Origin of the sequence: Bradyrhizobium elkanii WSM2783 (assembly GCF_000472865.1) — a bacterium.
GTDB classification, from domain to species: Bacteria; Pseudomonadota; Alphaproteobacteria; order Rhizobiales; family Xanthobacteraceae; genus Bradyrhizobium; species Bradyrhizobium elkanii_A.
Window position 1 is genome coordinate 21669 of record NZ_AXAP01000023.1, and the last position, 26841, is coordinate 48509.

At 62.5% G+C, this 26841-nt stretch carries 24 protein-coding genes and 2 pseudogenes; 18 read left to right on the forward strand and 8 right to left on the reverse strand.

What is annotated here, in order from left to right:
• Positions 1-115 precede the first annotated feature (115 nt).
• The 3 genes and pseudogenes from YY7_RS65100 to YY7_RS0120575 all read right to left on the reverse strand — a co-directional run.
• A pseudogene (locus tag YY7_RS65100) lies at positions 116-777 on the reverse strand (SDR family NAD(P)-dependent oxidoreductase); the annotation flags it as partial.
• The gene (locus tag YY7_RS0120570; RefSeq protein WP_028164864.1) at positions 761-1420 is read right to left on the reverse strand and encodes a TetR/AcrR family transcriptional regulator; all 660 of its coding nucleotides are present in this window, start codon (positions 1418-1420) and stop codon (positions 761-763) included. The gene YY7_RS0120570 and the pseudogene YY7_RS65100, both read right to left, overlap by 17 nt.
• A complete protein-coding gene (locus tag YY7_RS0120575; RefSeq protein WP_028164865.1) occupies positions 1417-2913 on the reverse strand; it encodes an AMP-binding protein in 1497 nt (498 codons plus the stop codon). Before YY7_RS0120575 ends, YY7_RS0120570 begins: the two co-directional genes overlap by 4 nt.
• A 169-nt stretch (positions 2914-3082) precedes the next feature.
• On the opposite strand from YY7_RS0120575, the gene YY7_RS0120580 reads away from it, so the two are divergent.
• The 10 genes from YY7_RS0120580 to YY7_RS0120625 all read left to right on the forward strand — a co-directional run bounded on the left by YY7_RS0120580 (position 3083) and on the right by YY7_RS0120625 (position 12566).
• Positions 3083-4342, forward strand: coding sequence for an ABC transporter substrate-binding protein (locus YY7_RS0120580; RefSeq protein WP_028164866.1), 1260 nt, complete (start codon positions 3083-3085; stop codon positions 4340-4342).
• Between the two features lie 98 nt (positions 4343-4440).
• Positions 4441-5343 (forward strand): branched-chain amino acid ABC transporter permease, encoded by a 903-nt coding sequence (locus YY7_RS0120585; protein ID WP_028164867.1) that lies wholly within the window; start codon positions 4441-4443, stop codon positions 5341-5343.
• Positions 5340-6371 (forward strand): branched-chain amino acid ABC transporter permease, encoded by a 1032-nt coding sequence (locus tag YY7_RS0120590; protein ID WP_028164868.1) that lies wholly within the window; start codon positions 5340-5342, stop codon positions 6369-6371. Before YY7_RS0120585 ends, YY7_RS0120590 begins: the two co-directional genes overlap by 4 nt.
• Before the next feature lie 2 nt (positions 6372-6373).
• Positions 6374-7132: an ABC transporter ATP-binding protein gene (locus YY7_RS0120595; RefSeq protein WP_028164869.1), complete on the forward strand. Its 759-nt coding sequence runs from the start codon at positions 6374-6376 to the stop codon at positions 7130-7132.
• Positions 7129-7845, forward strand: coding sequence for an ABC transporter ATP-binding protein (locus YY7_RS0120600; RefSeq protein ID WP_028164870.1), 717 nt, complete (start codon positions 7129-7131; stop codon positions 7843-7845). Before YY7_RS0120595 ends, YY7_RS0120600 begins: the two co-directional genes overlap by 4 nt.
• A gap of 25 nt (positions 7846-7870) precedes the next feature.
• Entirely contained in the window at positions 7871-9094 is a 1224-nt protein-coding gene (locus tag YY7_RS0120605) for a CaiB/BaiF CoA transferase family protein (protein ID WP_028164871.1), read from the forward strand.
• The gene (locus YY7_RS0120610; RefSeq protein ID WP_028164872.1) at positions 9091-9867 is read left to right on the forward strand and encodes an enoyl-CoA hydratase/isomerase family protein; all 777 of its coding nucleotides are present in this window, start codon (positions 9091-9093) and stop codon (positions 9865-9867) included. The genes YY7_RS0120605 and YY7_RS0120610 overlap by 4 nt, the downstream gene beginning before the upstream one ends.
• Entirely contained in the window at positions 9867-10322 is a 456-nt protein-coding gene (locus YY7_RS0120615) for a MaoC family dehydratase (protein WP_028164873.1), read from the forward strand. Before YY7_RS0120610 ends, YY7_RS0120615 begins: the two co-directional genes overlap by 1 nt.
• Before the next feature lie 4 nt (positions 10323-10326).
• Positions 10327-11181, forward strand: coding sequence for an HpcH/HpaI aldolase/citrate lyase family protein (locus YY7_RS0120620; protein ID WP_028164874.1), 855 nt, complete (start codon positions 10327-10329; stop codon positions 11179-11181).
• Positions 11182-11333: 152 nt separating this feature from the next.
• Positions 11334-12566, forward strand: coding sequence for an acetyl-CoA C-acetyltransferase (locus YY7_RS0120625; RefSeq protein WP_028164875.1), 1233 nt, complete (start codon positions 11334-11336; stop codon positions 12564-12566).
• 3 nt (positions 12567-12569) lie between these two features.
• Here the strand turns inward: YY7_RS0120625 and YY7_RS52315 are convergent.
• Positions 12570-13769 (reverse strand): annotated as a pseudogene (locus YY7_RS52315) (HAMP domain-containing sensor histidine kinase); the annotation flags it as partial.
• A gap of 136 nt (positions 13770-13905) precedes the next feature.
• Between YY7_RS52315 and YY7_RS52320 the strand changes: the two are divergent.
• The 5 genes from YY7_RS52320 to cyoD all read left to right on the forward strand — a co-directional run bounded on the left by YY7_RS52320 (position 13906) and on the right by cyoD (position 19351).
• Positions 13906-15207 carry a glycoside hydrolase family 3 N-terminal domain-containing protein gene (locus tag YY7_RS52320; protein ID WP_051396821.1) on the forward strand — a complete coding sequence of 434 codons (1302 nt, stop codon included), beginning with the start codon at positions 13906-13908 and terminating at the stop codon, positions 15205-15207.
• A 283-nt stretch (positions 15208-15490) separates the two neighbouring features.
• Positions 15491-16324, forward strand: a complete 834-nt coding sequence (locus YY7_RS0120640; RefSeq protein WP_028164876.1) for a ubiquinol oxidase subunit II — start codon at positions 15491-15493, stop codon at positions 16322-16324.
• A complete protein-coding gene (gene cyoB, locus YY7_RS0120645) occupies positions 16314-18311 on the forward strand; it encodes a cytochrome o ubiquinol oxidase subunit I (RefSeq protein ID WP_028164877.1) in 1998 nt (665 codons plus the stop codon). The genes YY7_RS0120640 and cyoB overlap by 11 nt, the downstream gene beginning before the upstream one ends.
• A gap of 3 nt (positions 18312-18314) precedes the next feature.
• Positions 18315-18965 (forward strand): cytochrome (ubi)quinol oxidase subunit III, encoded by a 651-nt coding sequence (locus YY7_RS0120650; RefSeq protein ID WP_028164878.1) that lies wholly within the window; start codon positions 18315-18317, stop codon positions 18963-18965.
• Positions 18962-19351 (forward strand): cytochrome o ubiquinol oxidase subunit IV, encoded by a 390-nt coding sequence (gene cyoD, locus YY7_RS0120655; protein ID WP_028164879.1) that lies wholly within the window; start codon positions 18962-18964, stop codon positions 19349-19351. Before YY7_RS0120650 ends, cyoD begins: the two co-directional genes overlap by 4 nt.
• A gap of 25 nt (positions 19352-19376) precedes the next feature.
• Here cyoD and YY7_RS0120660 read toward each other — a convergent pair whose 3' ends face one another.
• The 3 genes from YY7_RS0120660 to YY7_RS0120670 form a co-directional block, all read right to left on the reverse strand.
• Positions 19377-20519 carry an OpgC domain-containing protein gene (locus tag YY7_RS0120660; protein WP_349642666.1) on the reverse strand — a complete coding sequence of 381 codons (1143 nt, stop codon included), beginning with the start codon at positions 20517-20519 and terminating at the stop codon, positions 19377-19379.
• A gap of 188 nt (positions 20520-20707) precedes the next feature.
• Positions 20708-20983 carry a hypothetical protein gene (locus YY7_RS0120665; protein ID WP_028164881.1) on the reverse strand — a complete coding sequence of 92 codons (276 nt, stop codon included), beginning with the start codon at positions 20981-20983 and terminating at the stop codon, positions 20708-20710.
• 105 nt (positions 20984-21088) lie between these two features.
• Positions 21089-21727 carry a S24 family peptidase gene (locus tag YY7_RS0120670; RefSeq protein WP_028164882.1) on the reverse strand — a complete coding sequence of 213 codons (639 nt, stop codon included), beginning with the start codon at positions 21725-21727 and terminating at the stop codon, positions 21089-21091.
• Between the two features lie 130 nt (positions 21728-21857).
• Between YY7_RS0120670 and YY7_RS52325 the strand changes: the two genes are divergently transcribed.
• Both YY7_RS52325 and YY7_RS0120680 read left to right on the forward strand, forming a co-directional pair.
• Entirely contained in the window at positions 21858-22397 is a 540-nt protein-coding gene (locus YY7_RS52325) for a GcrA family cell cycle regulator (RefSeq protein ID WP_035690500.1), read from the forward strand.
• A 97-nt stretch (positions 22398-22494) separates the two neighbouring features.
• Complete coding sequence (locus YY7_RS0120680; RefSeq protein WP_028164883.1) at positions 22495-23070, forward strand: DUF6456 domain-containing protein; 576 nt, start codon at positions 22495-22497, stop codon at positions 23068-23070.
• Here YY7_RS0120680 and bamA read toward each other — a convergent pair.
• Entirely contained in the window at positions 23051-25411 is a 2361-nt protein-coding gene (gene bamA, locus YY7_RS52330) for an outer membrane protein assembly factor BamA (protein WP_349642667.1), read from the reverse strand. The genes YY7_RS0120680 and bamA overlap by 20 nt on opposite strands.
• A gap of 227 nt (positions 25412-25638) precedes the next feature.
• Here bamA and YY7_RS0120690 point away from each other — a divergent pair, with 227 nt between their 5' ends.
• The gene (locus YY7_RS0120690; RefSeq protein ID WP_028164884.1) at positions 25639-26691 is read left to right on the forward strand and encodes a hypothetical protein; all 1053 of its coding nucleotides are present in this window, start codon (positions 25639-25641) and stop codon (positions 26689-26691) included.
• Positions 26692-26841 lie beyond the last annotated feature (150 nt).

A 26841-nucleotide genomic window follows, 5' to 3' on the forward strand; every position in this document is an offset into this window, starting at 1 on the left:
ACGCTTCCGGTGCTTCCGGCAATCCGCCATAGGCGGCCCATGTTGACCCCGCGATAAAGCCGGCATCGACAGGCAGGTTGATGCCAGTGACGCCGCTGCTCTTTGGTGAAAGCAGCCAGGCAATCGCCTGCGCCACCTCGAACGGCTCGACCAGCCGGTTCATGGCAGATGGCCGCGACAGCAGTTCCTTGTCGAGCGCGCCCGAGGCGATGCCGGCTTCCAGCATCGCCGTGCGGGTGAAACCCGGCGATACCGCGTTAACGCGCACGCCGACCCGGCCCCATTCGGCGGCAAGCGTCTGTGTGATCTGGATGACGCCGGCCTTCGCCGCGGTATAGGCGTGGATCGGGCCCGAGGTCATGCCGGCGACTGAGGCGACATTGACAATGGCGCCGTTCGCCGCGCGGCCATCCGCACGCCGACGCTGCGGGCGACCAGAAACGTGCCGCGCAGGTCGATGTTGACCTCGCGGTCCCATTGCTCCATCCGCACCCGCTCGATCCGATGCATCTTGCCGAACACGCCGGCGGCATTGACAAGGCCGGTGATCGGCCCATGCGCGGCCTCGATGTCGGCAACGCCGGCGGTGACGGCCGCTTCGCTCGCGACATCGAACGGGGCGGGCCAGAGGATCGCATCGGTCCCGACCAGCGGTTCCGGCGCGATGTCGACGATGACGACGCGCTGGCCCTGATCGGCAAGCAGCGTGGCGGTGGCGGCGCCAATGCCGCGGCTGCCGCCGGTGACGAGAACGAGGCCGTCAGCGCTCATGACCATTTTCCTGACTTGCTTTGTTGAACAGGCCGCGGGTCACAAGCTTCCGATAGGCCGAGATCACGTGATCAGGGGGAGCAGTGACCTTGCCATCGACGTAGGAATAGCGGCGGCTGAGATAGCCGCGCGCGCCCATCAGCATCTGCACGATGGCCTCAAACTCCTCGTCGCTGAAATCGATGATCTCACCGGCCTGCCGAGCGCGGCGCAGGATGCGCACATAGGCAGTCGAGATATTGTCGAAATGCTTCTGGTAGCCGATCGGCGCAAAGAACTCGGCCTCGTTGAGGATGCGCAGGAACTCCGGCACTTCGAGGATGAAATCGAAGAAGGCGGAAAAGCGCTCGATCTCCTGCCGCGCCGTATGCGGGGTGCCGGTGCGCGCGTGAATGAAGCGCACCATGTCCAGTCCGATCTTCGGCAGGAGCTGCTCGAGCAGTTCCTGGCGATTCTCGAAATGATTGTAGAAGGTGCCTTGCGCGACGCCGGCTTCCTCGGTGATGCGGGCAACGGAGGCTTCGGCGTAGCCATATTTGCCGACCACCTTGGTCGCGGCGTCGAAGATCTTTTGCTTGGTCCAGGCGTTGCGCTCGACCCGGTTCAGCTTGGGGATCTTGATGGGCGCAGCGTGCGGTGCTTGGGTCATGTAGCGGTCTCCAGTTCGGCGCGCAGCACGCGCTTGAGCACCTTGCCGGAAGGGTTGCGCGGCAGGCTGTCGCGGATGATCAGTTGTTTCGGCAGTTTGAAGCTGGCGAGCCGGGTGCGGCAGTAATCGGTGAGGGCGGGCAGATCGAGCGCAGCGCCTTCCGCCAGCACGACGATTGCGACCGGCTTCTCGCCCCAGCGCTCATCGCGCGCGCCGATGACGGCCACCTCGCGAACCTCAGGCATTTCATAGATGACGCGCTCGACCTCGGAGGAGGCGATGTTCTCGCCGCCGGAAATGATCAGGTCCTTCTTGCGGTCAGTGAGATAGAGGAAGCCCTCCTCGTCGAGATAGCCGACATCGCCGGTGCGGAACCAGTCGCCGAAGAAGGCGGCTGCGGTCTTCTCCGGATCCCGCCAATATCCTTTCGTGACCTTCGGTCCGCGCAGGCAGATCTCGCCGTTCTCGCCGGCGGGGAGAGGATTGCCCTGGTCATCACGGATCTCGACCTCGACATGGGCGATGGCGCGTCCGGTCGAGCCGATCTTCTCGATCTCGCGGCCCGGCTCCATGAAGGTGTCACCGCCGACGCTCTCGGTCAGACCATAGGCGTCGATGTAGCGGGCATTCTTGAAACAGTCGGAGAAAGCGCGGATGCGCAGCTCCGGCGTTTTCTCGCCGCCGCCGATCGCCCATGCGAGACTTGAGACATCGTAACGGTCACGGGTGGGGCAAGTGAGGATCGCGGTCGTCATCACGGGGGCGAGCCACGCCGCGTTCAGCTTCTCCGCTGCGATCGCAGCGAGCGCCTGTTCGGGCTTGAAGTCGCGATGGACCGAGAGCATGCCGCCGTGCCACAGCACACCGATTCCAGGCAGATCGAGGGCGCCGACGTGATAGAGCGGGCCGACGACAAGCAGGCGCGTATCCGCATTGAGGCCGAGCACCAGCGTCTGGTCGGCCGACTTCCAGTACATGTTCTCGTAACTGAGCATCACGCCCTTGGGGCGGTCGGTCGTGCCTGACGTGTACATCAGCCGCATCAGGTCCTGTGGTCGGCGGACATGCATAGGCGCGGGCGCGATGTCGCCGGCGAACTGCGTGGCAGTCGATTGCGCGGCTTCATCCAGCAATACGATTGGCGCATGGCCCGCCGCGGTTGCGGCAAGCTCTTGATCCGCGATCAGGATGCGCGCGCCGGCATTGCCGACGATGTAGCCGACCTCATCGGCGGAGAGGCGATAGTTGATCGGTAGGAACACCGCGCCGATATGGCTGGTGGCAAACACCAGTTCGAGAAAGGCGGCGCTGTTCTTCATCAGCACTGCGACGACGTCGTCGGGACCGATGCCGCGGGAGGCGAGCCAGCCGGCCACCCGGCGGATGCGCTCGTCGAAGTTGCCGTAGGAAATGTCCACGCCGCGATATTTCAGCGCACACCGATGCGGCGTCCGCTTGGCATGAAAGGCGATGAAGCTCGAAAGGTTGATCATCTGCCGCTCAAAGGGCCGTTTCGGCCTCGTTTCCTTCCCCGATGAACTATGACTCGTAATTCATCTTTGGCTTGACGTCACCCCCCTTGCTCTGAAATCCTTGTGTCCACGGAGACGAGATGATCTCCGGCAAGGGAATAGGGAACGACAACCCGACTGGGAGGGGAGAATGAAGAGAACCCGTCAACCGGGCGTCAGCCGCCGTGCGACTCTGGCGCTGATGGGCGCCGGTGCGGTGACGATCGCTGCGCCATGGGTGGCGCGCGCGCAGGCCAAGACCATCAAGATCGGCATGCCGACGATTTTGTCGGGTCGCGTCGCGCAGCTCGGCACGTCCTCGCGCAATGCCGTGCTGCTGGAGGTCGAGAAGGTCAACGCCGCGGGCGGCCTGGCTGGCCGGCAGATCGAGATGGTGATCCGCGACTCCAAGGGCCAGCCGCAGGAAGCAGCCCGCGTCGCGCGCGAGCTCGTCAACACCGACGGCTGCGAGATGCTGTTCGACGGCGAGGCTTCGTCCGGATCGTTCGCAGTTCACGAAGTGGCACGCGACCTCGGTGTGCTCTGCATCCATACCTGCTCGGAAGCCTCGTCGCTGACGGCCGATCCGAAGCAGCACATTCCCAACGCGTTCCGCTGCGTCCGTCAAGGCATCCACGATTCCATCGTCGGTGGCAGCTATGCGGCGGCGATCGCCAAAGCCAAGGGCCTGAAGAAATGGGCGACCTGCTCGCCGGACTATGCCTATGGCCGCGATACCACCGGCGAATTCGCGCTCTATCTCAAGCGCTTTGCGCCCGATGTCGAGATCATCAGCGAGTCCTGGCCAAAGCTGTTCCAGCCTGACTACACCGAAGTGGTGACGAAGATCCTGCAGGCCAAGCCGCAGGCGCTGTATACGTGCCTGTGGGGCGGCGATCTGACGTCCTACATCGACCAGGCCAACATCTACGCGCTGTTCACGCAGATGGAAGTGTTCGCCGTCAACATGGCCGACTACACGGCGCTCACGGTGGTGAAGAACCTGCCGAAGGGCATTCACTCCGGCAACCGCTACATCAAGACATTCCCGAAGACGCCGGAGAATGCCGCGTGGGGCGACGCCTACCGGGCGAAGTACAACGAGTACCCGACCAACTGGTCGTGGCAGAATGCGACTGCGGTGATGCTGCTCACCGAGGCGGTGAAAAAAGCCAACTCCACTGACGGCAAGAAGGTCGCGGAAGCGCTGCGCGGGTTGACGATCAAATGCCCGTTCGGCGCCGACGGCACCGTGACGATGCGCGCGGAGGACAACACCCTGGTCGGCTACGCCATCGGCTGGGGCACCACGATCCCGCAGGAACCTTATGTGCCGGAGGTGAAGGCCGGCGATTGGAAGACCATCTTCGAGCTCGAAGCCGAGTGGAAGAAGAGCAAGGGCTACACCTGACCGGCCTGTGAGTGGAGGCGGGCGGGCCGCTTCCACATACGTCACGTTTGGCGAGTTGCGCGCCGACGGTTTCGGCGCGCTGAGATGGAAATACTGCATTGGATATAGACGCGCTCGCTGGCTGCCTCGCCAGTCCGGCCTGCCTGGTGACGCAAACCACCAGCGGCCTCATTATCGGTATGCTGCTGTTTCTCGTCGCCGTCGGGCTGACGCTGATCTTCGGCGTGCTCAAGGTGGTCAATTTCAGCCACGGCGCCTTCTATATGTTCGGCGCCTATTTCGCGATGACGGCCTACCAGCTCACGGACAGCTTTGCGCTCGCGATGCTGTGCGGCGCGGCGGGCACGGCGCTCCTGGGCCTGATCTTCGAGCGCGTGTTCATGAGCCGCGTCTATGGCGCCGACGTGCTGATGCAATTGCTGGTCTGCTACGCCTTCGTGCTGATCTTCGACGACGTCGTGCGCATGATCTGGGGACCTGAATTCAAGTCGATGGGCATGCCATCGGCGTTCCAGGTACCACCGCTGTTCATCGCCGGCGGCGTCGTGCCGCCCTATTACCTGCTGCTGATCGGGGTCGCATTGGCCGCCGCCTTGGTGCTTGGCCTTGGGCTTGCCCGCACCCGGATCGGCAAGGTGATCCGCGCGGCCGCCCACAATCCGGGCATGGTGTCGGCGCTCGGCATCAATACCGGGCTGCTCTATGGCGGCGTGTTCGCGCTCGGCGGCATGCTCGCTGGGCTTGGCGGCGCACTGGCGGCGCCCGTGCGCTCGCTGACGCCGGGAATGGGATTTTCGGTGCTGATCGAATCCTTCATCGTTACCGTGATCGGCGGCATGGGCTCGATCCTGGGCGCGTTGATCGGAGCTCTGCTCATCGGCCTGATCCGCTCGTTCGGCTCGCTCGGCTTTCCCCTGTTCACCGAAGGCCTGATGTACCTGTTCATGGTGATCGTCCTGGTGTCACGGCCGACCGGCCTGTTCGGCAAGGAGGTCGCATGACCGAGCTGCAGGCTGATCGCGCGTCGGAGACCTTGACTACGCCGCGCATCGAAACGCGCTCGTTCCGCTCGCGTTATCGCGACATTCTGATTGCGCTGGTCGCCTTTGCGGTGCTGGCGGCGCTGCCATTCTTCTTCGGCAGCAAGGCGCTGCTCGATTTCGTGATCCGCTGTTCAGCGTTCGGCCTGTTCGCGACGTCGCTCAATCTGCTCGTCGGCTATACCGGCATGATCTCGTTCGGGCACGGCATGTTCTTCGGTCTCGGCGCCTATGGCTTCGGCCTGCTGATGCAGCGCACCGGCGTGCCGATACCGGTGGCTTTTGTGGCGACGCTCGCGATCACCGCCGTTTTCGCTGCGATCATCGGTGCGATCTGCGTGCGGCTGAAGGAGATCTACTTCGCGTTCGTCACGCTGGCATTCCAGATGCTGATCCACTCGACGATCCTGACCTGGGCGTCGCTGACCGGCGGCGACCAGGGCTTGCGCGGCGGCATCCCACGGCCGGTTTTTTTCGGCATCGATCTTGCCAATCATGTGCATCTCTACATCACAAGCTGCGCGCTGCTGGTGCTCGGCCTGCTTCTGATGCGCCAGATCGCGCAATCGCCCTTCGGCTATACGCTGCGCATGATCCGCGACAATGCGCGGCGCGCCAGCTTCATCGGCATCGATGTCTGGCGCGCCAAGCTGACCATCTTCGTGCTGGCGGCGCTGTTTGCGTCCACCGGCGGCATGGTGATGGCGCTGTTCGTCTCCGGCGCCTATCCCGAATTCGCCTACTGGACGATTTCGGGCGAGGGCATCTTCATCAACATGCTCGGCGGCGTCACCACGTTCCTGGGGCCGATGGTCGGCACGGTGCTGCTGCTGATCCTCAACGATACCGTCACCCGCTACACGGAATATCATGGCATCGTGCTCGGCGTCGTGATCCTGTTCTTCGCCATCGGCCTGCGCAAGGGCCTGATGGATTATGTGCTCGAGTGGTATGCGCAGCGGCGCGACGGGCCAGGGGAGCGCGGCTAGGCATGCTTGATATTCGCGAGCTCTCAAAGTCGTTCGGCGGGGTGAAAGCGACGGACAACGTTTCGCTCGACTTTGCCGATGGCTCGCTGACGGCCGTGATCGGTCCGAACGGTGCCGGCAAGAGCACCTTCTTCAATCTGATCACCGGCGCGCTCAGACCGGATTCCGGCGAGGTAATGCTCGACGGCGTCGATCTCGCCGGCAAGTCGCCGCCCGAGATCGTGCGGCACGGCATCGGACGGGCGTTCCAGGTCGCCAGCATCTTTCCTTCGCTCACCGTGCAGGAGACCATGCTCGCTGCGGTCTGCGCGGATCAGCGCCGCTCGACCGTGCTGCACCGGCGTTTCCCGCTCGTCGAGACGCGGGACCGCGCGGAGCACGCGATGGAATTGCTCGGCCTTGCCAACAAGCGCCACCGTACCGCCGCGACACTGTCGCATGGCGATCAGAAGCTGCTCGATATCGCGCTGGCGTTGGTGCTCGACCCAAAGGTGCTGCTGCTGGACGAGCCGACCGCCGGCATGGGCACCGAAGAGCGCTGGCGGATGATCGACAAGGTCCGGGAGCTCTGGGAGACGCAGAAGATCACGGTCGTCTTCATCGAGCACGACATGGACATCGTGTTCAAGATCGCGCCCAGGATCGTCGTGCTCTGCTACGGCCGCATCCTTGCGACTGGCACACCTGATGCCATCAGGCGCAACGACGCGGTGATCGAGGCTTATCTCGGCACCGAGGACCATGCCGAGGCCGTGACATGAGCGCTTTGCCAGTCGTGCAGGTCGAGGACCTCGACGTCTACTACGGCACGAGCCAGATCCTGTTTGGCGTCGGCCTCTCCGTGCGGCAGGGTGAGACCATGGCGCTGCTCGGGCGCAACGGCGCCGGCAAGTCCACTACCATGAAGGCGATCATGGGGCTCGCGCCGGCGCGTCGCGGCAAGGTGACCCTGAACGGCAGGACCGTTTCCGGGATGCGGCCGCATCGCATCGCCCGCGCCGGATTGGGTTTTGTCCCGGAGGACCGCCAGATCTTCCCGGAGCATACGGTCGAAGACAATCTCGTCATCGGCCAGAAGAAGGGGCCAAATGGCGAGGACGAATGGTCGATTCGGCGCATCTATGACGTTTTCCCGCTGCTCGAGCCATTGCGCTACCGGATCGCGGGACGGCTGTCCGGCGGCGAGCAGCAGATGCTGGCCATCGCGCGGACGCTGATGGGCAACCCAGCGCTGCTGCTCTTGGACGAGCCGAGCGAGGGATTGGCGCCGATCATCGTGCAACGAATCGGCGAACTGTTGCGGCAGCTTCGCGCAACCGGCGCCACGGTGTTGATCGCCGAGCAAAACATGCATTTTTGCCTTGGCCTTGCAAGCCACGCGACGGTTATCGACAAGGGCCAAATCGTCTACACATCTCCAATCGAAGAGCTGAAGGCCAACGACAACATTCGGCAGCGCTATCTGGCGCTGTAGCCTTCGGCCTCCATGGGGAGGATGAATGGCGGTTGAAAGCAGGCTGGCGCCGACGCACGAGGCGCCCTATCGCGGCCTTCGGGTGCTCGATTTCGGACAGGGCATTGCGTCGCCCTATTGCGCGATGCTGCTTGGGGTCTATGGCGCCGACGTCATCAAGGTCGAGCCGCCGGAGGGTGACTGGTCGCGCTATCTCGGGACGACCTATGGCAACCATACCACGCTGTCCGCCGTCTACAACCGCGGCAAGCGCAGCCTGTGCCTCGACCTGAAGCAGAAGGATGGGATCGCGATTGCTCAGAAGCTGGCAAGGGACGCCGACGTCCTGATCGAAGGCTTTAGGCCCGGCGTGGCCGCGCGGCTTGGGCTCGGGTATGAATTGCTGTCACGCGACAATCCCGGCCTGGTCTATCTCTCGGTCAGCGGCTTCGGGCAAAGTGGGCCTTACGCGAAGCGTCCCGGATCGGATTCCGTGGCGCAGGCATTTTCGGGTCTGGTCTCGGTCAATGTCGGCGCTGACGGCACACCGCACCGGGTCGGCACGACGATCTCCGACGTCGTCACCGGCGTCTACGCCTTCCAGGCCATCGCCATCACGCTGTTCGCGCGGGCGACCGTGGGCACGGGGCGCTGGATCGACGTCAATCTCTGCCAGTCGACGGCGGCGCTGCTGGGGCACAAGGTTGCTGAGTTCATTCTGGAAGGCGGTGCACCGCGCGCGCTCAACGTGCCGGCTGGCACCTACCAGGCCAAGGACGGCTGGATGATGGTGACGCTGGTGAACGAAGCGCAGTACAGGCGGCTCTGCACGGCGATCGGGCGCGAAGATCTCGCCACTGATCCGCGTTTTGCCGATTTCGCTCGGCGTGCGGATTCGGCTGATACGCTGATCCCGCAGCTACGGGAAGTCTTCCTGACCCAAACGGCCGAGGCGTGGCTGACGCGGCTGCATGCGGCCGATATCATCGCGGAGCGCATCCACAATCCCGGCGAATGGCTGAGGAATGCTCACGTCGAGGCAACCAAGGCCGCGGTCTGCCAGGATACGCCCGGCGTCGGCCCGGTTTACACGCCGCGGACGCCGGGAATCGCAAGTCGTTCAGAGGACGATCTGCGTCCCGCGCCGGATATCGGACAGGACAGCGTCGTGGTTCTGACAGAGGCTGGCTTCGACGGTGCCGCTATCGATGCGTTGATCGCGGCCGGTGCCGTGCGTCAGTCGCGGCCAAATGGAGGTGGTGCATCATGAGCCACAAACTCGTCCACTACTCGGTTGCCGACGGTATCGCCGAGATCATGCTGGATCGCCCGCCGGTCAACGCGCTGAGCCTGTCCTTGATCGATGCGCTGCTGGCTGCATTGCAGGCGGCCAAGGACGATGCGGCCGTGCGCGCCGTGATCATCGGGAGTGCCCACAAGGTGTTTTGTGCCGGGCTCGATCTCGACATCGTGCGCGGCAAGCCGGCGATCGAGATCAAGGGCTTTCTCGAACGGCTCTACTTCGCCCTCAACGATGTCCAGTACCGAATGGGCAAGGCGACGATTGCAGCGATCGATGGTGCCGCGCGGGCTGGCGGCATGACCATTGCCATATCCTGCGACATGATCATTGCCGGCGACGCCTCGACCTTCGGCTATCCGGAGATCGATGTCGGGCTGATACCGGCGCTTCACTTCGTGCATTTGCCGCGGTTGGTGGGAAAGCACCAGGCCTTCGGGCCGTTGTTTCTCGGCGAACCGTTCGATGCGGCAACCGCGTTTCGCATGGGCCTTTTGAGCGAAGTCGTGACGAAGGGGACCGCGCTCGATCGCGCCCGCGAGGTCGCCCGAACGCTCGCCGCCAAGTCGCCGATCGTGATGAAGATCGGCCGCGATGCCTTCATGCGCGCAGTGGATGCGGACTACCGCCGCGCGATCGAGAACGCGGCCGAGAGTTTTGCGCTTGTCGCGACGACGGAAGATTGTCAGGAAGGGTTGAACGCGTTCGTCGAGAAGCGGACGCCAAACTATCGGGGACGCTGATGGCAGGACTATATTTCGAGGAGTTCGAGGTCGGGCGGGAATTCCATCATGAATTCAGCCGCACCGTGACCGAGATGGACAATACGATGTTCAGTCTGTTGACCATGAACCCGCAGCCGTTGCATCTCGATGCCCATTTCGCCGAGAAGACCGAATATGGCCAGCGGCTGTTCAACAGCCTCTATACGCTCGGCATCATGATCGGCATGAGCGTCTATGATACGACGCTCGGCACCACCGTCGGCAATCTGGGCATGACGGACGTGAAGTTTCCGAAGCCGGTGTTTCATGGCGATACGCTGCGGGCGCACACCAAGATCGTCTCGAAGCGCCCGAGCAAGTCGCGGCCGACCCAGGGGCTCGTGGAATTCGAGCACACAATGACCAACCAGCGCGGCGAGGTGGTGGCGAGTTGCCGCCGTACCGGGCTGATGCTCTGCAAACCGAAGGCGTGAGGCGATGCGTTCGTTCCTGTTTGTTCCCGGCGACAGCGTCCGGAAATTCGAAAGCGCGAAGAAGACGGCCGCGGATGCCCTGATCCTCGATCTCGAGGATTCCATTGCGCCGGAGCAGAAAGAGGCGGCGCGCGGCATCACGCGCGAGATGCTGAATTCGCGCAATCCGGATCAGAAGATGTATGTCCGCGTCAACGCGCTCGACACCGACATGACGCTGGGCGATCTCGCAGCCGTCATGCTGGGGAAGCCAGACGGCATCGTCCTGCCGAAATGTGCAGGGGCCGCCGACGTCAACAAGCTCGCGCTTTACCTCGATGCGTTCGAGGCGGCATCCGGCATTGCCCAGGGCACGACACGCATCGTGACGGTTGCGACCGAGACGGCGCGGGCGGTGCTGAAACTGCTCGACTTCGAGAATATGAGCCCGCGGCTATGGGGTATGATGTGGGGCGCCGAAGACCTCGCCGCCTCGCTCGGGGCCTCGCGCAACCGCACCGGTAGTCGTTTTCACAGCCCGTTCTGGCTGGCGCGCGATCTCTGCCTGATCAGCGCGGCTGCCGCCGGCGTCGTCGCCATCGATACGATCGCGACCGACATCAACAATCTGGATGCGCTCCGGGAGGAATGCATCACGGCGCGGCAGGATGGTTTCCTGGCAAAGGCGGTGATCCATCCAAAGCATGTCGACGTCGTCAATGCTGCCTTCATGCCGACGGACGAGGAGATCGCGTGGTCGGAGCGCGTCGTCGCTGCGTTCGCGGGAAATCCGTCCGGTGTGGTGAAGATGGATGGCAAGATGGTAGACAAGCCGCATCTGCGCGCCGCGGAGAAGATTCTGGCGCTGCGGCGGGGGTAGCGTAGGGTGGGCAAAGCGAAGCGTGCCCACCTTTCTGGCATCGACCGTAAGTGGTGGGCACGCCTCGCTTTACCCACCCTGCGACAGCGAATTGACTTTGCCGGGTGATCGGCTGCAAATGCGCCGATGTAATACTGTCTGAGGAACACACCATGGTTGACGCGCTGATCATCGATGCATGCAGGACGCCGCGAGGCATTGGCAAGGCGGGCAAGGGCGCGCTGTCAGGCATCCATCCGCAGCAGCTCGGAGCCACCGTGCTGCGCGCGCTGGCCGATCGCACCGGCATCGATACCGCTGATATCGACGACATCATCTGGGGCACCAGTTCCCAGCGCGGCGCGCAGAGTGGCGATCTCGGCCGCATGTCGGCGCTCGATGCCGGTTATGACGTGAAGGCGAGCGGCGTCACGCTCGATCGCTTTTGCGGTTCCGGCATCACCAGCGTCAACATGGCAGCTGCTTCGATCATGTCCGGCTCCGAGGATCTCGTGATCGCCGGTGGCACCGAGGTGATGTCGATGGAGGGACGACGCGGCGAGGGGCCGTTCATGATGGACGCCGGCAATCTCCGTCTGCGCGCAAGGCATCCACAATCGCACCAGGGCGTCTGCGCCGACGCCGTGGCGACGCTCGAGGACATCAGGCGGCAGGACGTCGATGCGCTCGGACTGGAAAGCCAGAAGCGGGCAGCGGCCGCGATCAAGGGCGGCCATTTCGACAAGAGCCTGGTTCCTGTCTATCGCGAGGATGGCGCGCTCGCGCTCGACAAGGAGGAGTATCCACGGCCGCAGACGACGCTCGAAGGGCTCGCGGCGCTGAAACCTGCCTTCCCGGCGGTCGCCGACTACGCGCTCGACGACAAGGGGACGACCTATCGCAAGCTGATCCTGGAAAAATATCCCGATCTCGATATCGATTTTGTCCATCACGCGGGAAATTCGTCCGGCGTGGTCGATGGCTCTGCCGCGATCCTGCTGGCTTCGCCCGACTACGCCAGGAAGCACGGCTTGAAGCCCCGGGCGCGCGTGGTTGCGATGGCCAATATGGGAGATTCGCCGACCCTGATGCTGAACGCGCCAGTGCCGGCGGCGCGCAAGGTGCTGGCCAAGGCCGGGCTGACGCTTGACGATATCGACCTGTTCGAGATCAACGAAGCGTTTGCCGTGGTCGCGGAGAAGTTTATCCGCGATCTCAAGCTGGATCGCGAGAAGGTCAACGTCAATGGCGGCGCCATCGCGCTCGGTCATCCCATCGGCGCCACCGGCTCGATCCTGATCGGCACGGTGCTGGATGAATTGGAGCGGCGTGACCTCAAGCGTGGTCTGGTGACGATGTGTGCCGCCGGCGGCATGGCGCCTGCGATCATCATCGAGCGGATGTGAGGTTCAAGCGGCGGGAAACCTAAGCTCGAAGGTCACGCCTTCACTGGTCGGCAGCAGTCGGATCGAGCCGCCGTGACTTGTCATCACCGCGCGCACGATCGCAAGCCCCATCCCCGTGCCGCCGGCATCGCGGCGGGTGGTGAAGAAGGCGTCGAAGATCCGTTCGCGGTTGGCTTCCGAGATCGGATCACCATCATTGCCCACGACCAGCCTGACGGCCGTATGCTCGTCCACGGCGTCGAGCCGTATATTCCTGGCGTTGTGCCGCACGGCGTTGTCGGCAAGGTGTGAGAGGACGATCAGCGCCTTTTCACCGGACATCCCGATCGGCCGGTCGAGACTGCCGGCCGCCGTGACAACGCAAGCCGGGAACCGGCCCTTGAGATCGCTGATCACGGACGCGAGTTCGGTGCGCTCGTTCTGCGGCACGGTTTCGGCGCGCGCCAGTTCGCGCAAGCGCTGGGCCATCGCTTCGAGGCGCTCCGTATCGCCGAGAATGTTCGACACGAAGCTCTTCTGCTCGGAACGGGTCAGGCCGTCCGATTTGTCGTCCAGAGAATCCAAGAGCAGTTCCGCCGCGCCCTTGATCGAGGTGAGCGGCGACTTCAACTCATGCGTGAGGTGCGCCGAGAACGTTGCGATGTAGTCCGAACGCCGCGCCAACTGTTCGGCCATGCCGAAGAAGCTATGCGAGAGCTGTGCGAATTCGCGCGTGCCGTAGTGCCGCAACGGGCGGAATGCGCTGCGATCGCCTTTGCCGATGCGCGCGGCGCGGCCGATCAGTTCGTGCATGGGCTGGGTGATGGTGCGGGAGAAAAACAGCCCGATCGCCATTGTCGCTAGGATTACGGCGAGGGCGGCAAGCAGGAACTTGACGCGTTCCTGATAGAGATGGTCGAAAATGTTGCTGGGCGTCCGGGTCGTATAGATCACACCGGCCACGCGGTTGTTGACGATCACCGGCATCGCGGAAAACACGTGCACGCCGACGCCGCGGCTGATGGAATAGATCGGCGGCGGGGGCTTGTCCGGCACGGGGATTCGCAGCGCGGCGCGATATTCGCCATGGAGCGCCGCGGCGATTTCCTCGATATGGGCGAGCGATTGTCCGACTTCCTGACGTCCCGCGATCACGACGCCCTGCGGATCGAGGATCCTGAATCCGGCAAGCGTTACCTTCTGCGTCTCGCGGATGATCGGTGTGCAAATCTCGAAATGGTCGTCTGCACGACTTCAGGAGTTTTGTGCAGTTTCCGTGCAGACGTGGTTAAGTGCTCGCGCGGCATGTGTGCATTTGATAGGGGCGGGGTCTGTTGTTTTACACGCGGCGTCGCCAACCATGAAATTTCGAAATCGTGTCGTTATCATCGGGCTCTGGTTCGCCGGGTTGGTGCTCGCCCTTGTCGCCGCTAACAAGAACGAGCCCTATCTCGCCGTGCTGCGCGGAACGGGAAACATCGTGCTCGTGGTCACGAGCGGTGTGGTGGTCGTTGTCCTGCTGCTTCGCGGCTCCTGGCGGCAAGGGTTTTCGCGAAGATTGCTGGTCCTGTTCTGGTGCCTGCCGCCGCTTCTGATGCTGGGCGCGCATCTTACGTTCGAGCTGCGCAAGCGCGAGGTGTTGCAGGTCGATACTGTGCAGGTGCGCAGCCTTGGGCCGCACTTCATGGTCGGCTATTCGTCGGTCTCAGCGGTGACAGTGCTGGCGGAGAAGGGGTTGATCGGCGGCATCTATGTCAGCAAGCACAATCTGCGGCGAAAGTCGGCGGAGGCGTTGAAAGCCGAGATCGCAGCCCTTCAGGACAAGCGGCGCGCTGCAGGGCTGCCGCCCTTGATCGTCGCGGCCGACCAGGAAGGCGGCATCGTTTCGCATCTGTCGCCGCCACTGACAAAACTGCCGGCGCTGGCCACATTGGCGGAAATGACGCCGGACCTACGGAAGGCGAAGGCCGAAGAATTCGGCCGCATTCACGGACAGGAATTGGCGGCGCTCGGGGTCAATCTCAACTTTGCCCCAGTGCTCGACCTGCGGCCGGAGGCCGGACGCAATCGATTTGATTTCAATACGCTGATCGGCCGTCGGGCGATCTCAGCCGATCCCGCCATCGTCGGCGAGATCGCGCAGGCTTATGTTCACGGCCTCGAAGCGTTCGGCGTTGGCGCGACCGTCAAGCATTTTCCCGACTTGGGCCGCGTGCGTGCCGATACCCTTCACTTCAGCGCGGAGCTCAGCACATCGGCGGATGAATTGGAAGCGTCCGACTGGCGTCCGTTCCGGGATGTGCTGGCGAACTCAAAGGCACAGCTCATGGTCGGCCATGTGACGCTCACCGCGATCGATCCGGATCATGCGGCCTCGCACTCAAAGCGCGTCGTCGACGGGATCATTCGAAACAAATGGAATTATCAGGGCATCGTGATGACGGATGACCTGGTGATGGGAGCGATCTACCAGCACAGTGTCTGCGATGCCGTCGTCGAGGCGCTGAATGCCGGCGTCGACATGCTCCTGGTCGCATTCGACGGCGCGCAGTTCTATCGCATCTTTGCCTGCGCGCTGGACGCGTCCAGACAGGGAAAGCTGGACCCGGCCATGCTGCGCCAAAGCGAGGCGCGCTTGAGACGCGCATTTCCGGGAGATTGAGGACGCCCGTGGGGCGGCTGGCGACGCGGATGCTCGGAACAAGCCCAGATGCTGCGAGAGCAAACTGCGCCGCCTTTTTTCAAAAATGAACGATCGAGCCCGCTGATCGCCGCGAGGCGGTTGAAATTTGATCGGACAATCCCGCAATGAACCTCTAAAGTCAGTGTATGAGTCTTCCCGTCGGGACCCGGCGCCGTTGCCTTGATTCCGACCAAGCCGATCTCGTCCGCCGAAGTGTCGTTCCAACACCCCGCTGTAGCAACAACACGGTCACGGCTTCGCGATGAACATCTTCGATCCGCAAGGTCCGATCGCCGCTGCGCAGAAGACAATTCTGATCGACTCGGTCGGGATCATGCTGGCGATCGTCCTGCCGACGATCGCGGCAATCTTTGCCTTTGCATTCTGGTTTCGCGAGTCCAATCCACGGGCGACCTATCAACCTCATTGGGCTTATTCCGGCCGCCTCGAGCTCGTGGTGTGGTCAATACCGACGCTGACGATCATCCTGCTTGGCGGGGTGGCGTGGATTGGATCGCATCAGCTCGATCCCGCCCGGCCCATCGATGGGACCGGCGCGCCGGTCCGCATCCAGGTCGTGTCGCTCGATTGGAAGTGGCTCTTCATCTATCCGGACCAGGGGATCGCAACGGTCAACACGCTGACGGTACCGGTCGGCTCTCCCCTTGATCTTGAGTTGACCTCCGGCAGCGTGATGAACGCGTTCTTCATCCCGCAGCTTGGCAGCATGATCTATACGATGAACGGGATGGTGACGCGGTTGAAGCTGCGCGCCGACAATCAGGGTACCCTTCAGGGCCTGTCGTCTCATTTCAGCGGGGATGGCTTTCCCAATATGATGTTCGACGTTCAGGTCGTACCGCAACTCGAGTTTCCTGATTGGGTGGCACGCACCGCCCAGACCAATCGTGTCTTGAATGCGGAGAGCTATGGAAAGCTCGCCCAGCAGTCAGTCGAGACCGTGACATCGACCTATCGGCTCGAGGATCCGCGGCTGTTCAACGCCATCGTGACCCAGGAGATACCCCCGGGGCCGGGACCGAAGCTGACGTCAGAAAGCGCGCAGTCGCATATCGGAGGCCAAGATGTTCGGTAAGCTGAACTGGTCCGCGATTCCGATCGATCAGCCGATTCCGATGATCGCCTCGGGCGTGGTCGCACTCGTGATCCTCGGAGTCCTCGCCTGGGTCGTCCTTGCCGGCCACCTGCCATATCTCTGGCGCGAATGGATCACCAGCGTCGATCACAAGCGGATCGGTGTGATGTATACCTTGCTCGCCATGGTCATGCTGCTGCGCGGCTTCTCCGACGCTATCATGATGCGATCGCAGCAGGCAGTTGCCTTCCAGTCGCAAGGCTATCTGCCGCCGGAGCACTACAACCAGATATTCTCCGCGCACGGCACCATCATGATCTTCTTCGTGGCGATGCCGTTCGTGATCGGGCTGATGAATCTGGTGGTGCCGCTGCAGCTCGGCGTGCGGGACGTGGCGTTTCCGACCTTGAATTCCGTCGGCTTCTGGCTCACCGCAACAGGCGCGCTGCTGGTCAACATCTCGCTGGTGGTGGGCGAGTTCGCGCGCACCGGATGGCTGCCTTATCCGCCGCTGTCGGGACTCACTTATTCGCCGGGTGTCGGCGTCGACTATTATCTCTGGGCGCTTCAGATCTCCGGCGTCGGCACGCTGGTTGCCGGCATCAATCTCGTTACCACGGTGCTGAAGCTGCGCACCAGGGGCATGACCTATCTGCGGATGCCAATGTTCTGCTGGACCACGCTCGCCTCGAGTTTGTTGATCGTGGCGGCGTTTCCGATCCTGACAGCAACGCTGGCGATGCTGATTCTCGACCGTTATTTCGGCTTCCATTTCTTCACCAATGAGGCCGGCGGCAACGTGATGATGTTCATGAACCTGATCTGGGCGTGGGGTCACCCCGAGGTCTACATCCTTGTACTGCCCGCGTTCGGAATCTTCTCCGAGGTGGTCTCGACGTTTTCGGGCAAGCCGCTGTTCGGCTATCGGTCCATGGTGCTCGCAACCATGGCGATCTGCGTCATCTCCTTCATGGTGTGGCTGCACCATTTCTTCACCATGGGTGCCGGTCCCTATGTCAATGCGATCTTCGGGATCGCCAGTATGATCATCGCGGTGCCGACCGGCGTGAAGATCTACAACTGGCTGTTCACGATGTATGGTGGACGGGTGCGGTTCGACACGCCGATGCTGTGGGCGATCGGCTTCATGGTGACGTTCATCCTCGGTGGCCTCACCGGCGTGCTGGTCGCCGTGCCGCCGGCCGATTTCCTGCTTCACAACAGCCTGTTCCTGGTCGCTCACTTTCACAATGTGATCATCGGCGGCGTGCTGTTCGGCGCTTTCGCGGGCTATGCCTACTGGTTTCCAAAGGCGTTCGGCTTCCGCCTGCATGAGGGGCTCGGCAAGGCGGCGTTCTGGTGCTGGCTGATCGGGTTTTACGTCGCGTTCATGCCGCTCTATGCGCTCGGCTTTCTCGGCATGACGCGGCGAATGCAGCACTACGACGTCGCGGAATGGCGGCCGTGGCTCCTGGTCGCGGCCGCCGGCGCCGTCATTATCCTGATCGGAATCATCTTCCAGATCATGCAGCTCACCGTCAGCATTCGTCATCGCGAAGAGCTGCGTGACCGCACCGGCGATCCCTGGGATGGGCGATCGCTGGAATGGGCAACAGCCTCGCCGCCGCCGGCATTCAATTTCGCAATTTCACCTGATGTGACCGGCGAAGATGCCTACTGGTCATTGAAGGCGCATGCCAAGCAGCAGGGCCTCGAGAAGCGCGAGCTCGACTACAAGGACATCGAGATGCCGCGCAATTCCCCGACCGGCTTCGTGTGCGCCTTCTTCGCGACCATCATGGGCTTTGCGTTGATCTGGCACATCTGGTGGATGGTCGCGGCCGGCGCGCTCGGCGCCTTCGCCACCTTCGTCGCATTCGCATGGCGGGACCATGACGAATACGTCATCCCCGCGAAGGAGGTGGCGCGCATCGACCGCGCCAATATCGAAGAGCGGCGCGCCCTGACTAGCCTGGCGGGAGCCTGAGCCATGGCCGACACGACGCTGGCATACGCTCAAGCCGATCCGCACCGTCTGCGCGGGATCGCGCATGCCGCGGTCGCGCACGCGGGACCGGCACCGAAGCGGATCGTCACAGGCTTCGGCTTCTGGATATTCCTGCTCAGCGACATCGTCATGTTCTCGTGCTTCTTCGCGACCTATGCGGTCCTGGTTGACCAGACCGCAGAGGGGCCGAAGGGAGCCGAACTGTTCGATCTCAGGAGAGTCGCGATCGAGACCGTCTTGCTGTTGCTGTCGAGTTTCACCTGCGGGCTCGCCAACATCGCGGCTGACGTCCGAAACAAGCTCTGGTTCCAGGTGAGCATGGCGGCAACCTGCGTCCTCGGGCTCGCCTTTCTCTATCTTGAGGGACGGGAGTTTGCGGACTTGGTCGCACGCGGTGCGGGGCCGACGCGCAGCGCGTTTCTGACCGCCTTCTTCAGCCTGGTCGGTTGCCATGGCCTGCATGTCTCTGCCGGCATCCTCTGGCTGCTGACGATGATGGCGCAAGTGGTCGCCAAGGGCTTTCGGGCCGACATCGGGCGACGCATCATGTGCTTTGCGCTGTTCTGGCACGCCCTCGATATCATCTGGGTCGCGGTATTTTCGGTGGTCTATCTGCTCGGGAGCAAGCCATGAGCGATCAAACCTCGGACCAGCACCGCATCGATCTGGCGCCGGGCGACGAACGCGAAGGCGGCGTTGGCCTGCGCGTACTCGGCTATGTCACCGGCCTCGGCCTTGCGCTCCTGCTGACGGCGACCTCGTTCTTTATTGCCGGCACCGATCTGGTCTGGCAGCCGAGCATTCCCGTCGCCATTATCGTGCTGGCGATCGCCCAGATGGGCGTGCATCTGGTCTTCTTCCTTCACCTCACGACCGGTCCTGACAACACCAACAACGTGATGGCGCTTGCCTTCGGCGTGCTCATCGTCTTCCTGGTGATTGGCGGCTCGCTATGGATCATGGCGAACCTCAATCAGAACATGATGCCGATGGACCAGATCATGCAGATGCAGCGCTAGCGCCGCACGCCTCCATGAAGCTGCATCAGGATCGCACGCCGACCGCGGATTTGTGGTCCTGCCGCTTGGACCAGGACGCGTAATAGGCGACGCAGGTCATGCCGAGAATGCCGGCGGCGCTGACCAGCACCTGCATCGCCAGCGACTTGGGGCCTGTGATCAGAACCAGGTGCCCGGCAAATGAAAGGAAGATGCCGGAGCAGAACACCGCCAGCCATTCCTCGCCGCATTTGATGAGGGGCTGCACCGCCTGCAATTGAAGTCCGTACCAGTCGCGAGGTATCAGCATGGTGAAGAAGAACGCCATTGCGAGCAGGTGCAGCACCCGATAGGGAGCGAGGTTCGCCTTGTCGTTGGGCGGAAAGGCATCGAGCACCGAACTGGGTATCATTTCCGCCAGCGCAGGTGATTTCCCGGCCGACATGATCGTCAGAGCGACGAGCAGGTAGGTCAACGCGGTGACGCGCAAGGCCGGAAGCTTCTGCATGGCGCGAACCAGGTGTGCATCTCCTGCGCCACCGACCGCGAACCAAGCGCCCAGCACGAACAGCAATTGCCAGCAGAACGGATTGAGATACCAGCCTCCCTCCGGAAAGGCGGTCAGATTCCAGTCGAAGTGCCGCGCCGACAGATAGAGTGCAAAGGATCCAAGCATCGTCAGGCGCGGCCAGCGCATCATGCCGAAGAGCACGGCGGGAAGGAACGCCATGAGGACGATGAAGAGCTGCAATACGTCCAGGTTGAGCGGCTTGGCCTGCAGCAGCAAGCCGCGGACGATTACGCGTATCGGGTGCTCGATGAAGTCGGTGATGTTGAATTCGGCGAAGAGATCGGGCGCGGCGGATTGGGCCGCGACATATCCGATCAGGTCGACGTAGACGACGAACAGCACCACATAGGCTGCGTAGAGCTGCCATACCCGCTTGAGCACACGGGTCGCTCCCACGACGAAGCCACGTTCCACAACGATCTTCCCGTACATGATCGCAGCGGCATAGCCGATCACAAATACAAACAGCTCGGTCGCCCCGCTGAATCCAAAGTTCCGCAAGGTCAACGCACTGACGGCGTTGTGCGGAATATGATCCAGGAACAGGGACCAGGTCGCGATGCCGAGCAGAAGGAATATGCGTAGATCGCCGTCGCGCGCCGCGATCTCAGCCTTCACATATGGATTCATTGAGAGCAAGACTTCACAAATTCGGAGCAGCGAATCGCGAATCCATCGCACCCCGCCGCTACTCCGAATAGCCGTTTGGTCGAAGATATTTGATCTGCAGCTGACGAATTAAAGCCGCGGACGATCACGTTTTCGAAATTGGAATGTGATTCATCGCGATTCATGTGAAGGGCCGATCATGCTTGCTCGTGCTTGCGCAGATCGCGGCGATGGTCGAAGGTGCTCGCCTGCAGGTCGGCTTCGGCCGCGCTGACGTCGGGGAGGGCGGCCTCGGCGAGAATATCGGCCGTCACGTCCTCGACAACCGAATCGGAGATTTCGTGGATGAAGCTGATATTCCTGTATTCGCCCGATACAACCCGCGCGATGACCTCGCGCCTTGTGATTTCGGGATCAACGACGGCCTCGCGGCCGCGCCGGCCGTAATCGATCATCACGACGAAATACTGCATGTCGGCCAAATTGGCCACCTCTCTCGACAGGAGTCGATGGCGACATAATTTCCGAAAATCGGAAATTTGTCAAGTGTAATTTCGGAAAATCAGAAATTGGGCCGTCTATTTCTCCGGCGTCCGAGACCCCTGCGTCTTGGCGGCTTTGCGGGACCGTGCGGCCGCCTTGCTGCGCAGTCGCTCGATCTGGCCTCGCGGCAGGGTCACGCAAATTTCGCCGATCCATTCGAGCTTCACCCCGTTGATCGGCTTGGCGTTGAAGCTCGTGAGGTTGACTACCGTCGGCGACTTTCCGCGCTCGATCGTCTTCAGATAGCGCTCGCCGGTCTTCAGGCGAACGGCAGCCTCTTCCCCATAGAAGCTCGAGAGCGGATGTCGCTGCTCGCGATAGACGACAATGATGTCGCCATTTTCGTATTTCGGCAGCATGGAATCGCCCGATACTTCGAATGCGATGATTTCTTCTGCGATCGGGAAGGGCAACTCGACTTCACCGAGCCCCTCGGGCGGCACCTGCTCATATTCCGGCTCGATCGACGCGCCGGCACCGACACGCCCCATGACCGGCACCGAGTTGAGCTCGAGATATTCCATGATCGGTGCAATCTCGGACGCCTTGATCAGGCGTATCCCGGAGAGGATTTCGGAAACAGCGCCGGGGCGAACACCCATCGCCTGCGCGAGCCCACCCTTGGTCTTGCCTGGCTTCCGCAGGCCCCGCTCGATCAATCTGGCGTCCAGCATGGCGTATCCTTTCGAATCCCCAGAAAGCGTAGCAATTCTGATAATCAGAAATCAAGCTTGACTTCATTTCGGAATATCAGAAATTGGCGGGTGAGGCGTCGGGCGCCGAAGGGAAGGACAAGAATCAACAATGGAAGTGACAGGCTGGGCGCCCGAACATTCGGACGCGTTGCGGGAATATCTCGCCCAAGGCATGAGCTTTGCGAAGATTGCCAAGACGATCAACGCCAGATTCAACACCGACTATACGAGAAGCGCCGCGATCGGCCGGGCCAGGCGGCTCGGCCCGTCGACGCCGGACGGTTCGCCACCGGTGACGCCGCGGCCGACGCCAGTGCCGCAGTTGAACAGGTCGAGCGAGCCGCGGGAACGCCAGCCAAGATCGATCGAATTCCCTTGGCCGATGCCCGTGTTCGAGAAGGCGCCGCAGGTCGAGCTCCGTTGTGTCGAGATCGCGCCGCGCCACCTTTCGCTGGTGGAGCTCGAATACGGAGATTGCCGATACCCCTATGGCGGTGACAGCGATGGCGAACCCATCACGTTTTGTGGTCATCGGAGGCGGCCAGGCTCAAGCTATTGCACGCCCCATTTCCACTTGAGCCGCAATCCGGAGCTCGAGACGGAGCCGCTACAGAGCACCGCGCCGCTGCACCTAAGCGAGCCGGCATAGCGGCGTACGCGTCTCCCACCTCATCCATCTTGCTAGCGATCCGTCTTGCCGCCGGCGAGATGGTCCCGGTTGAATTTTGCCCTGAAGGAGCTAAGCCATGCCGCGCGCCAAACGCAAGAAACCATATCATCCCGCAAGAGCACATGACCGCCGCGCCCAGGATTTGCCGTACAACGCCGAAGTCGCTACCGTTGAGGTCGACGATCCACTTGCGCTCGAGCCTGGAGACAAAGTCGTTGCGCTGCGCTCGGTCCGCAACGATCCGCTCGGACGCCTGCATTCGCACCGTCAGATCGATGATACCCAGTTTCGAGGTGGCCGCGCGTTTCAGAGTGATTGGGAGAAGGCCGAGCGTGGGCCGCGCGCGGTCGACACGACCAGGGAATATGTCGATGGCGGCACGCAGCGCGAGCCGATCACCGAGGCCCAGCGCAGGGCGGTATCGCGGCTCAACCGGGTCGAGCGCGAACTCGGCGCCGACGGTTCGGCACTGGTGCACGAAGTCCTGATCCTCGGCATGACCATGGAGCAGGTCGGCGAGCGGCGGGGACTGCGAACCCAGCGCTGGAACGATTACTTTGCGCGGCGCCTCAAGGAATGTCTCGACCGGCTGGCGCTAATCTACGGCTTTGCGACGCCGCATCCCGTTCCCGTCAAAAGCCTCCAGCGCTGAAGCGGAGCGGCTGCACCACGTCATAGGCGGCTTTGGTCAATGGCAAGGCATAGTCAACGGTGAGGGCACCGAAGGGGGAGGCCCAAGTGAGGCCCATGCCGACCGAGGAGCGCACGACGTTTTTATTGCCAACTTGCAGCGCGGTGCCGCCCACACTGGTCGGACCGGTATAACGGAATACACTTCCGGCATCGACGAAAGCCGATGCCTTGAGGCCGTATTCGTCCGGCACGCCGGGAATTCCGCTCTGTAGTTCCGCCGTCGTCGCCCAATAGGCACTGCCGCCGACGTTATCCATGGTGGTGCCGGGCGTCAGATCACGTGGGCCGAAGCCGTTGGTGGCAAAGCCCCGGACCATGGTCGGGCCGCCGAAAAAGCTGTTCATCAGCGGCACCTGCTGACCGCCCCAGCCGGTGACGTAGCCGCCCTGAGCGCGGACCATGCCGACGAGGTCGCCCGCGAGTGATTGATAGTAGCGCGCGTCTTCGCTGGTCCGCAGGAACTTCACGTCACCGCCGAGGCCGGCCAGATCCTGGCTCAGTTGCGACCTCAATCCGCTCGTAGGGCTCTTGTTGTTGTCGAGCGTGCTGTAGGTCGAGGTCGAACCAACGGCGGAGACCCAGGCTGGCCCATTAGCGGCGGCCTGCTGGACTGCGCGGGAAGGGGGCAAGCCGGAGCTGGTCGGGCCGAGCGAGATGTCCTGGTTGTAGATCGAGTAACGCCATTGCACGCCGATCTGCTCGGTGATCGGCGTGCCCAATTGCAGGGTCGAGCCATAGGTCGTGCTGTTATAGGACTGATAGCTGCTCACCTCGCTCTGCCGGCCGAACAGTTCGATTCCCGCCGACACCTTGGTGCCGAGGAAATAGGGCTCTGATGCCGCGAGGTCGATGCCGCGGGCGTATTGGCCATAGCTCGCAGAGGCCTGAACGTTCTTTCCGGTCCCATAGAAATTGCGCTCGCCCACCTTGACCTCGACCAGCGCGCCGTCAGTACTCGAGTAGCCGCCGGAGATGTTGAACTCGCCGGTTGCCTGCTCCACGGTCTCGACATCGAGCACGACGCGGTCAGGCGTTGAGCCGGGCCGATTGGTGATCTTGACGGTCTTGAAGTAGTTCAAGTTCTTCAATCGCCGCTCCGCGCGATCGATCAGCGTCTTGTTGTAGGGATCGTCCTCGGCGATGTCGAACTCGCGTCGGATCACATAGTCGCGCGTGTGGGTGTTGCCGTGGATCTCGATGCGCTCGACATAGGTGCGCGGCCCCTGGTCGATCACGAACGTGACATCGATCCGCTGTGCGGCGGCATCGCGTGCGATGCGCGTCACCGCCCGCGCAAAGGGATAACCGAGCTTGGCCATCTCGACGGCAAGGAGTTCGGTGCTCTCGTCCAGCGCGTTGCCGTCAAACACCGCGCCGGCGCGAGCGAGCGCGACCCCGCGCAGTTTTTGCGGATCGAGCCCGGGAATGTTGCAGGCGATGCTGACATCGCCGAAGTGATAGAGTGGGCCTTCATCGATCACAAAAGTGACTGCAAATCCCTTGGCCGCTGGATCGTATTCGGCCGTTGCCGAGCGAACGGCGGCATCCGCATAGCCCTTGCTGCGATAATAGAGACGCAACTGCTCCTGATCCTGCGCGACGCGGTCCGGATCGTAGACGTCGCCGCCGGTCAGAAAACTGAGCATGTTGGTGGCCGACGTCTTGATCACGGCGTTGAGCTGGCGTGCGCCGAATGTCCGATTGCCGACAAACTTGATCTGGCGTACGGGCGTTTTCGCACCCTCCGTGATCACATAAACGAGATCGACGCGGCCGTTGCCGCGGTCGATGATCTCGGGCGCGACGCGGACGTCGTCGCGACCGACATGGCGGTAAGCTTCGATGATACGGCCGACGTCCGACTGTACCGTTGCGCGCTGCAGGCTGCCGTGCGGCTTGGACGCGATCGCGGCGGCGAGATCGGCATCCTTTATCTTCCTGTTACCCTCGAAGGCGACACGGTCGAGGATTGGCGCTTCCGCTACACGCACCGTCAGACCATCGCCGGTACGCTCGATCGAGACTTTCTCGAACAGGCCCGTTGCGACCAGCGCCTTCAAGGCTTCATCGCGCGCGGCTTCATCGAGCCGGCCGTCCGGCCCTGGATGAAAGTAGGAGCGTACGGTATCGGCCTCGACCCGGCGATTGCCTTCGAGGATAATTGTCGCTGTTGGCGCCGGCACGCCCTCGGCGGCAAGCGGTGCGGCCGCGTTCAACAGGGCTGCGGCGGCGACAAGCACCGAGCCGATCAGGCGCAGCCTCGATGGTTGCCGATACAGCGTGATGCGCTCGAGCTTCACGTCCCTTGCGGTCTCCCATTGACCGGCGATATCGAATTGCCGGTGCCGGGCAAAACGATGTCGCATCTGGGGTGAGTTGCAGGCTGGAATTGGCCGCCCGCCATAATTTGAGCGCGCATATTTAACCTGGCCGTTCTCAGAATTGTCGTAATGGCCGCATCATGCTTTGCAGCACAAAGTCCGAGATGTTGGTGCGGTGATACATCAACGCTCGCCAGGAGTGCCGGATGCGTTACGCAGCTCTCGTCGTAAGCTCCCTGCTGCTGATGCAATCGGCGCATGCGGAGAAGACGCCGGACATCGACCCGCGCGCCTCGCTCGCCGTGGTCCAGCAGTGGATCTATAATTATCGCGCCAAGCCGGACTACGCCCATGTGCCGGCCGCGGTGCGCATTCTCTTCCATTCGCAAAGCTTCAAGGAGCCGGAAAATGCCGGCATCTATCTCGGCTTTATCGCCGGTGCGATCGGCTCCAATCCGGAAAAGGCCGAGCAACTGGTTGCGAGTTTCTTCCCCGTCGCGCCGGAAGATGAATGGGTGATCGTGCGCGCAATCGCCTATTCCGGGCTGGTTGACTGGCGGAATATCCTGCGCAGGGTCGCGGCGCGAATGCCAGGGCGCCGCGTGATGATTGACAGCTACCTTTCGGGCAGGCTGCCGACACTCAACAATATTCCACTCGAGGAGGCGACTCCCGGGATGATGGACAAGCTGCGCGTCGCGTTTACGCGCAATCCGTTCTCCAAGGAGGAGAGGAAGCTGAACACAAAGCTGACCTTTGCCTCCAACCAGGATCTCCTTGACACGCTATGGGGATATTATTTTGCGACCGGCTCCCATGTTCCGATCCAGCGCATCATCGAAATGCTGCCGTGGAGCAGGAGCCGTGATACCGTTGACAAGCTCACGGTCGGCAGCATGGCGCGCTATACGCTGGCAAGCTATGCGATCCGCGACGCCAGCCTGCGTGAATTCCTGCGCAACGAACTGGCGCGGCAGAAACCGCCGATCAAGGCGCCGCTCGCGGAGGTCGTCGATGCGGCCGATACGGTGGAGATCGCGGCGCTGCGCAAGGATGCCCTTGCTGCCGTCGATGAACTCAAGGCCAAAGGCTCCGATAGCCGGCGCAATCTGGACTTCTGGGGCCAGGTTGGCGTCGGTGCGCTTTCGCTTGGGTGCGTCTCGGCTGCGGCGCTCGGGCAGGTCGCGATCGGCATCCCCTGCGTGATCGGCGGCTCGGCTTCGCAGGGACTGTTGCAGTTCTGGGAAAAGCAGCAGTGAGGCTCGGTCGGGCCTGATGCTCTTTCTTGCCGCGGAATATCGCCGGTCTGAACTGGTAGCCATGTCAGCCTGATATCCCGCTCTGCAAAATCCAGGTTTGGCCTGACCTTGGTGCTTCCGCTAGAAAGTGGTGGCGTCGCCTTTGCCGGC

Bases quoted from the DNA above. Each gene is read 5' to 3' on its own strand.
- YY7_RS0120570 (WP_028164864.1), bottom strand. From the start codon at position 1,420: ATGACCCAAGCACCGCACGCTGCGCCCATCAAGATCCCCAAGCTGAAC.
- YY7_RS0120575 (WP_028164865.1), bottom strand. From the start codon at position 2,913: ATGATCAACCTTTCGAGCTTCATCGCCTTTCATGCCAAGCGGACGCCG.
- YY7_RS0120580 (WP_028164866.1), top strand. From the start codon at position 3,083: ATGAAGAGAACCCGTCAACCGGGCGTCAGCCGCCGTGCGACTCTGGCG.
- YY7_RS0120590 (WP_028164868.1), top strand. From the start codon at position 5,340: ATGACCGAGCTGCAGGCTGATCGCGCGTCGGAGACCTTGACTACGCCG.
- YY7_RS0120595 (WP_028164869.1), top strand. From the start codon at position 6,374: ATGCTTGATATTCGCGAGCTCTCAAAGTCGTTCGGCGGGGTGAAAGCG.
- YY7_RS0120600 (WP_028164870.1), top strand. From the start codon at position 7,129: ATGAGCGCTTTGCCAGTCGTGCAGGTCGAGGACCTCGACGTCTACTAC.
- YY7_RS0120605 (WP_028164871.1), top strand. From the start codon at position 7,871: ATGGCGGTTGAAAGCAGGCTGGCGCCGACGCACGAGGCGCCCTATCGC.
- YY7_RS0120610 (WP_028164872.1), top strand. From the start codon at position 9,091: ATGAGCCACAAACTCGTCCACTACTCGGTTGCCGACGGTATCGCCGAG.
- YY7_RS0120615 (WP_028164873.1), top strand. From the start codon at position 9,867: ATGGCAGGACTATATTTCGAGGAGTTCGAGGTCGGGCGGGAATTCCAT.
- YY7_RS0120620 (WP_028164874.1), top strand. From the start codon at position 10,327: ATGCGTTCGTTCCTGTTTGTTCCCGGCGACAGCGTCCGGAAATTCGAA.
- YY7_RS0120625 (WP_028164875.1), top strand. From the start codon at position 11,334: ATGGTTGACGCGCTGATCATCGATGCATGCAGGACGCCGCGAGGCATT.
- YY7_RS52320 (WP_051396821.1), top strand. From the start codon at position 13,906: ATGAAATTTCGAAATCGTGTCGTTATCATCGGGCTCTGGTTCGCCGGG.
- YY7_RS0120640 (WP_028164876.1), top strand. From the start codon at position 15,491: ATGAACATCTTCGATCCGCAAGGTCCGATCGCCGCTGCGCAGAAGACA.
- cyoB (WP_028164877.1), top strand. From the start codon at position 16,314: ATGTTCGGTAAGCTGAACTGGTCCGCGATTCCGATCGATCAGCCGATT.
- YY7_RS0120650 (WP_028164878.1), top strand. From the start codon at position 18,315: ATGGCCGACACGACGCTGGCATACGCTCAAGCCGATCCGCACCGTCTG.
- cyoD (WP_028164879.1), top strand. From the start codon at position 18,962: ATGAGCGATCAAACCTCGGACCAGCACCGCATCGATCTGGCGCCGGGC.
- YY7_RS0120665 (WP_028164881.1), bottom strand. From the start codon at position 20,983: ATGCAGTATTTCGTCGTGATGATCGATTACGGCCGGCGCGGCCGCGAG.
- YY7_RS0120670 (WP_028164882.1), bottom strand. From the start codon at position 21,727: ATGCTGGACGCCAGATTGATCGAGCGGGGCCTGCGGAAGCCAGGCAAG.
- YY7_RS52325 (WP_035690500.1), top strand. From the start codon at position 21,858: ATGGAAGTGACAGGCTGGGCGCCCGAACATTCGGACGCGTTGCGGGAA.
- YY7_RS0120680 (WP_028164883.1), top strand. From the start codon at position 22,495: ATGCCGCGCGCCAAACGCAAGAAACCATATCATCCCGCAAGAGCACAT.
- YY7_RS0120690 (WP_028164884.1), top strand. From the start codon at position 25,639: ATGCGTTACGCAGCTCTCGTCGTAAGCTCCCTGCTGCTGATGCAATCG.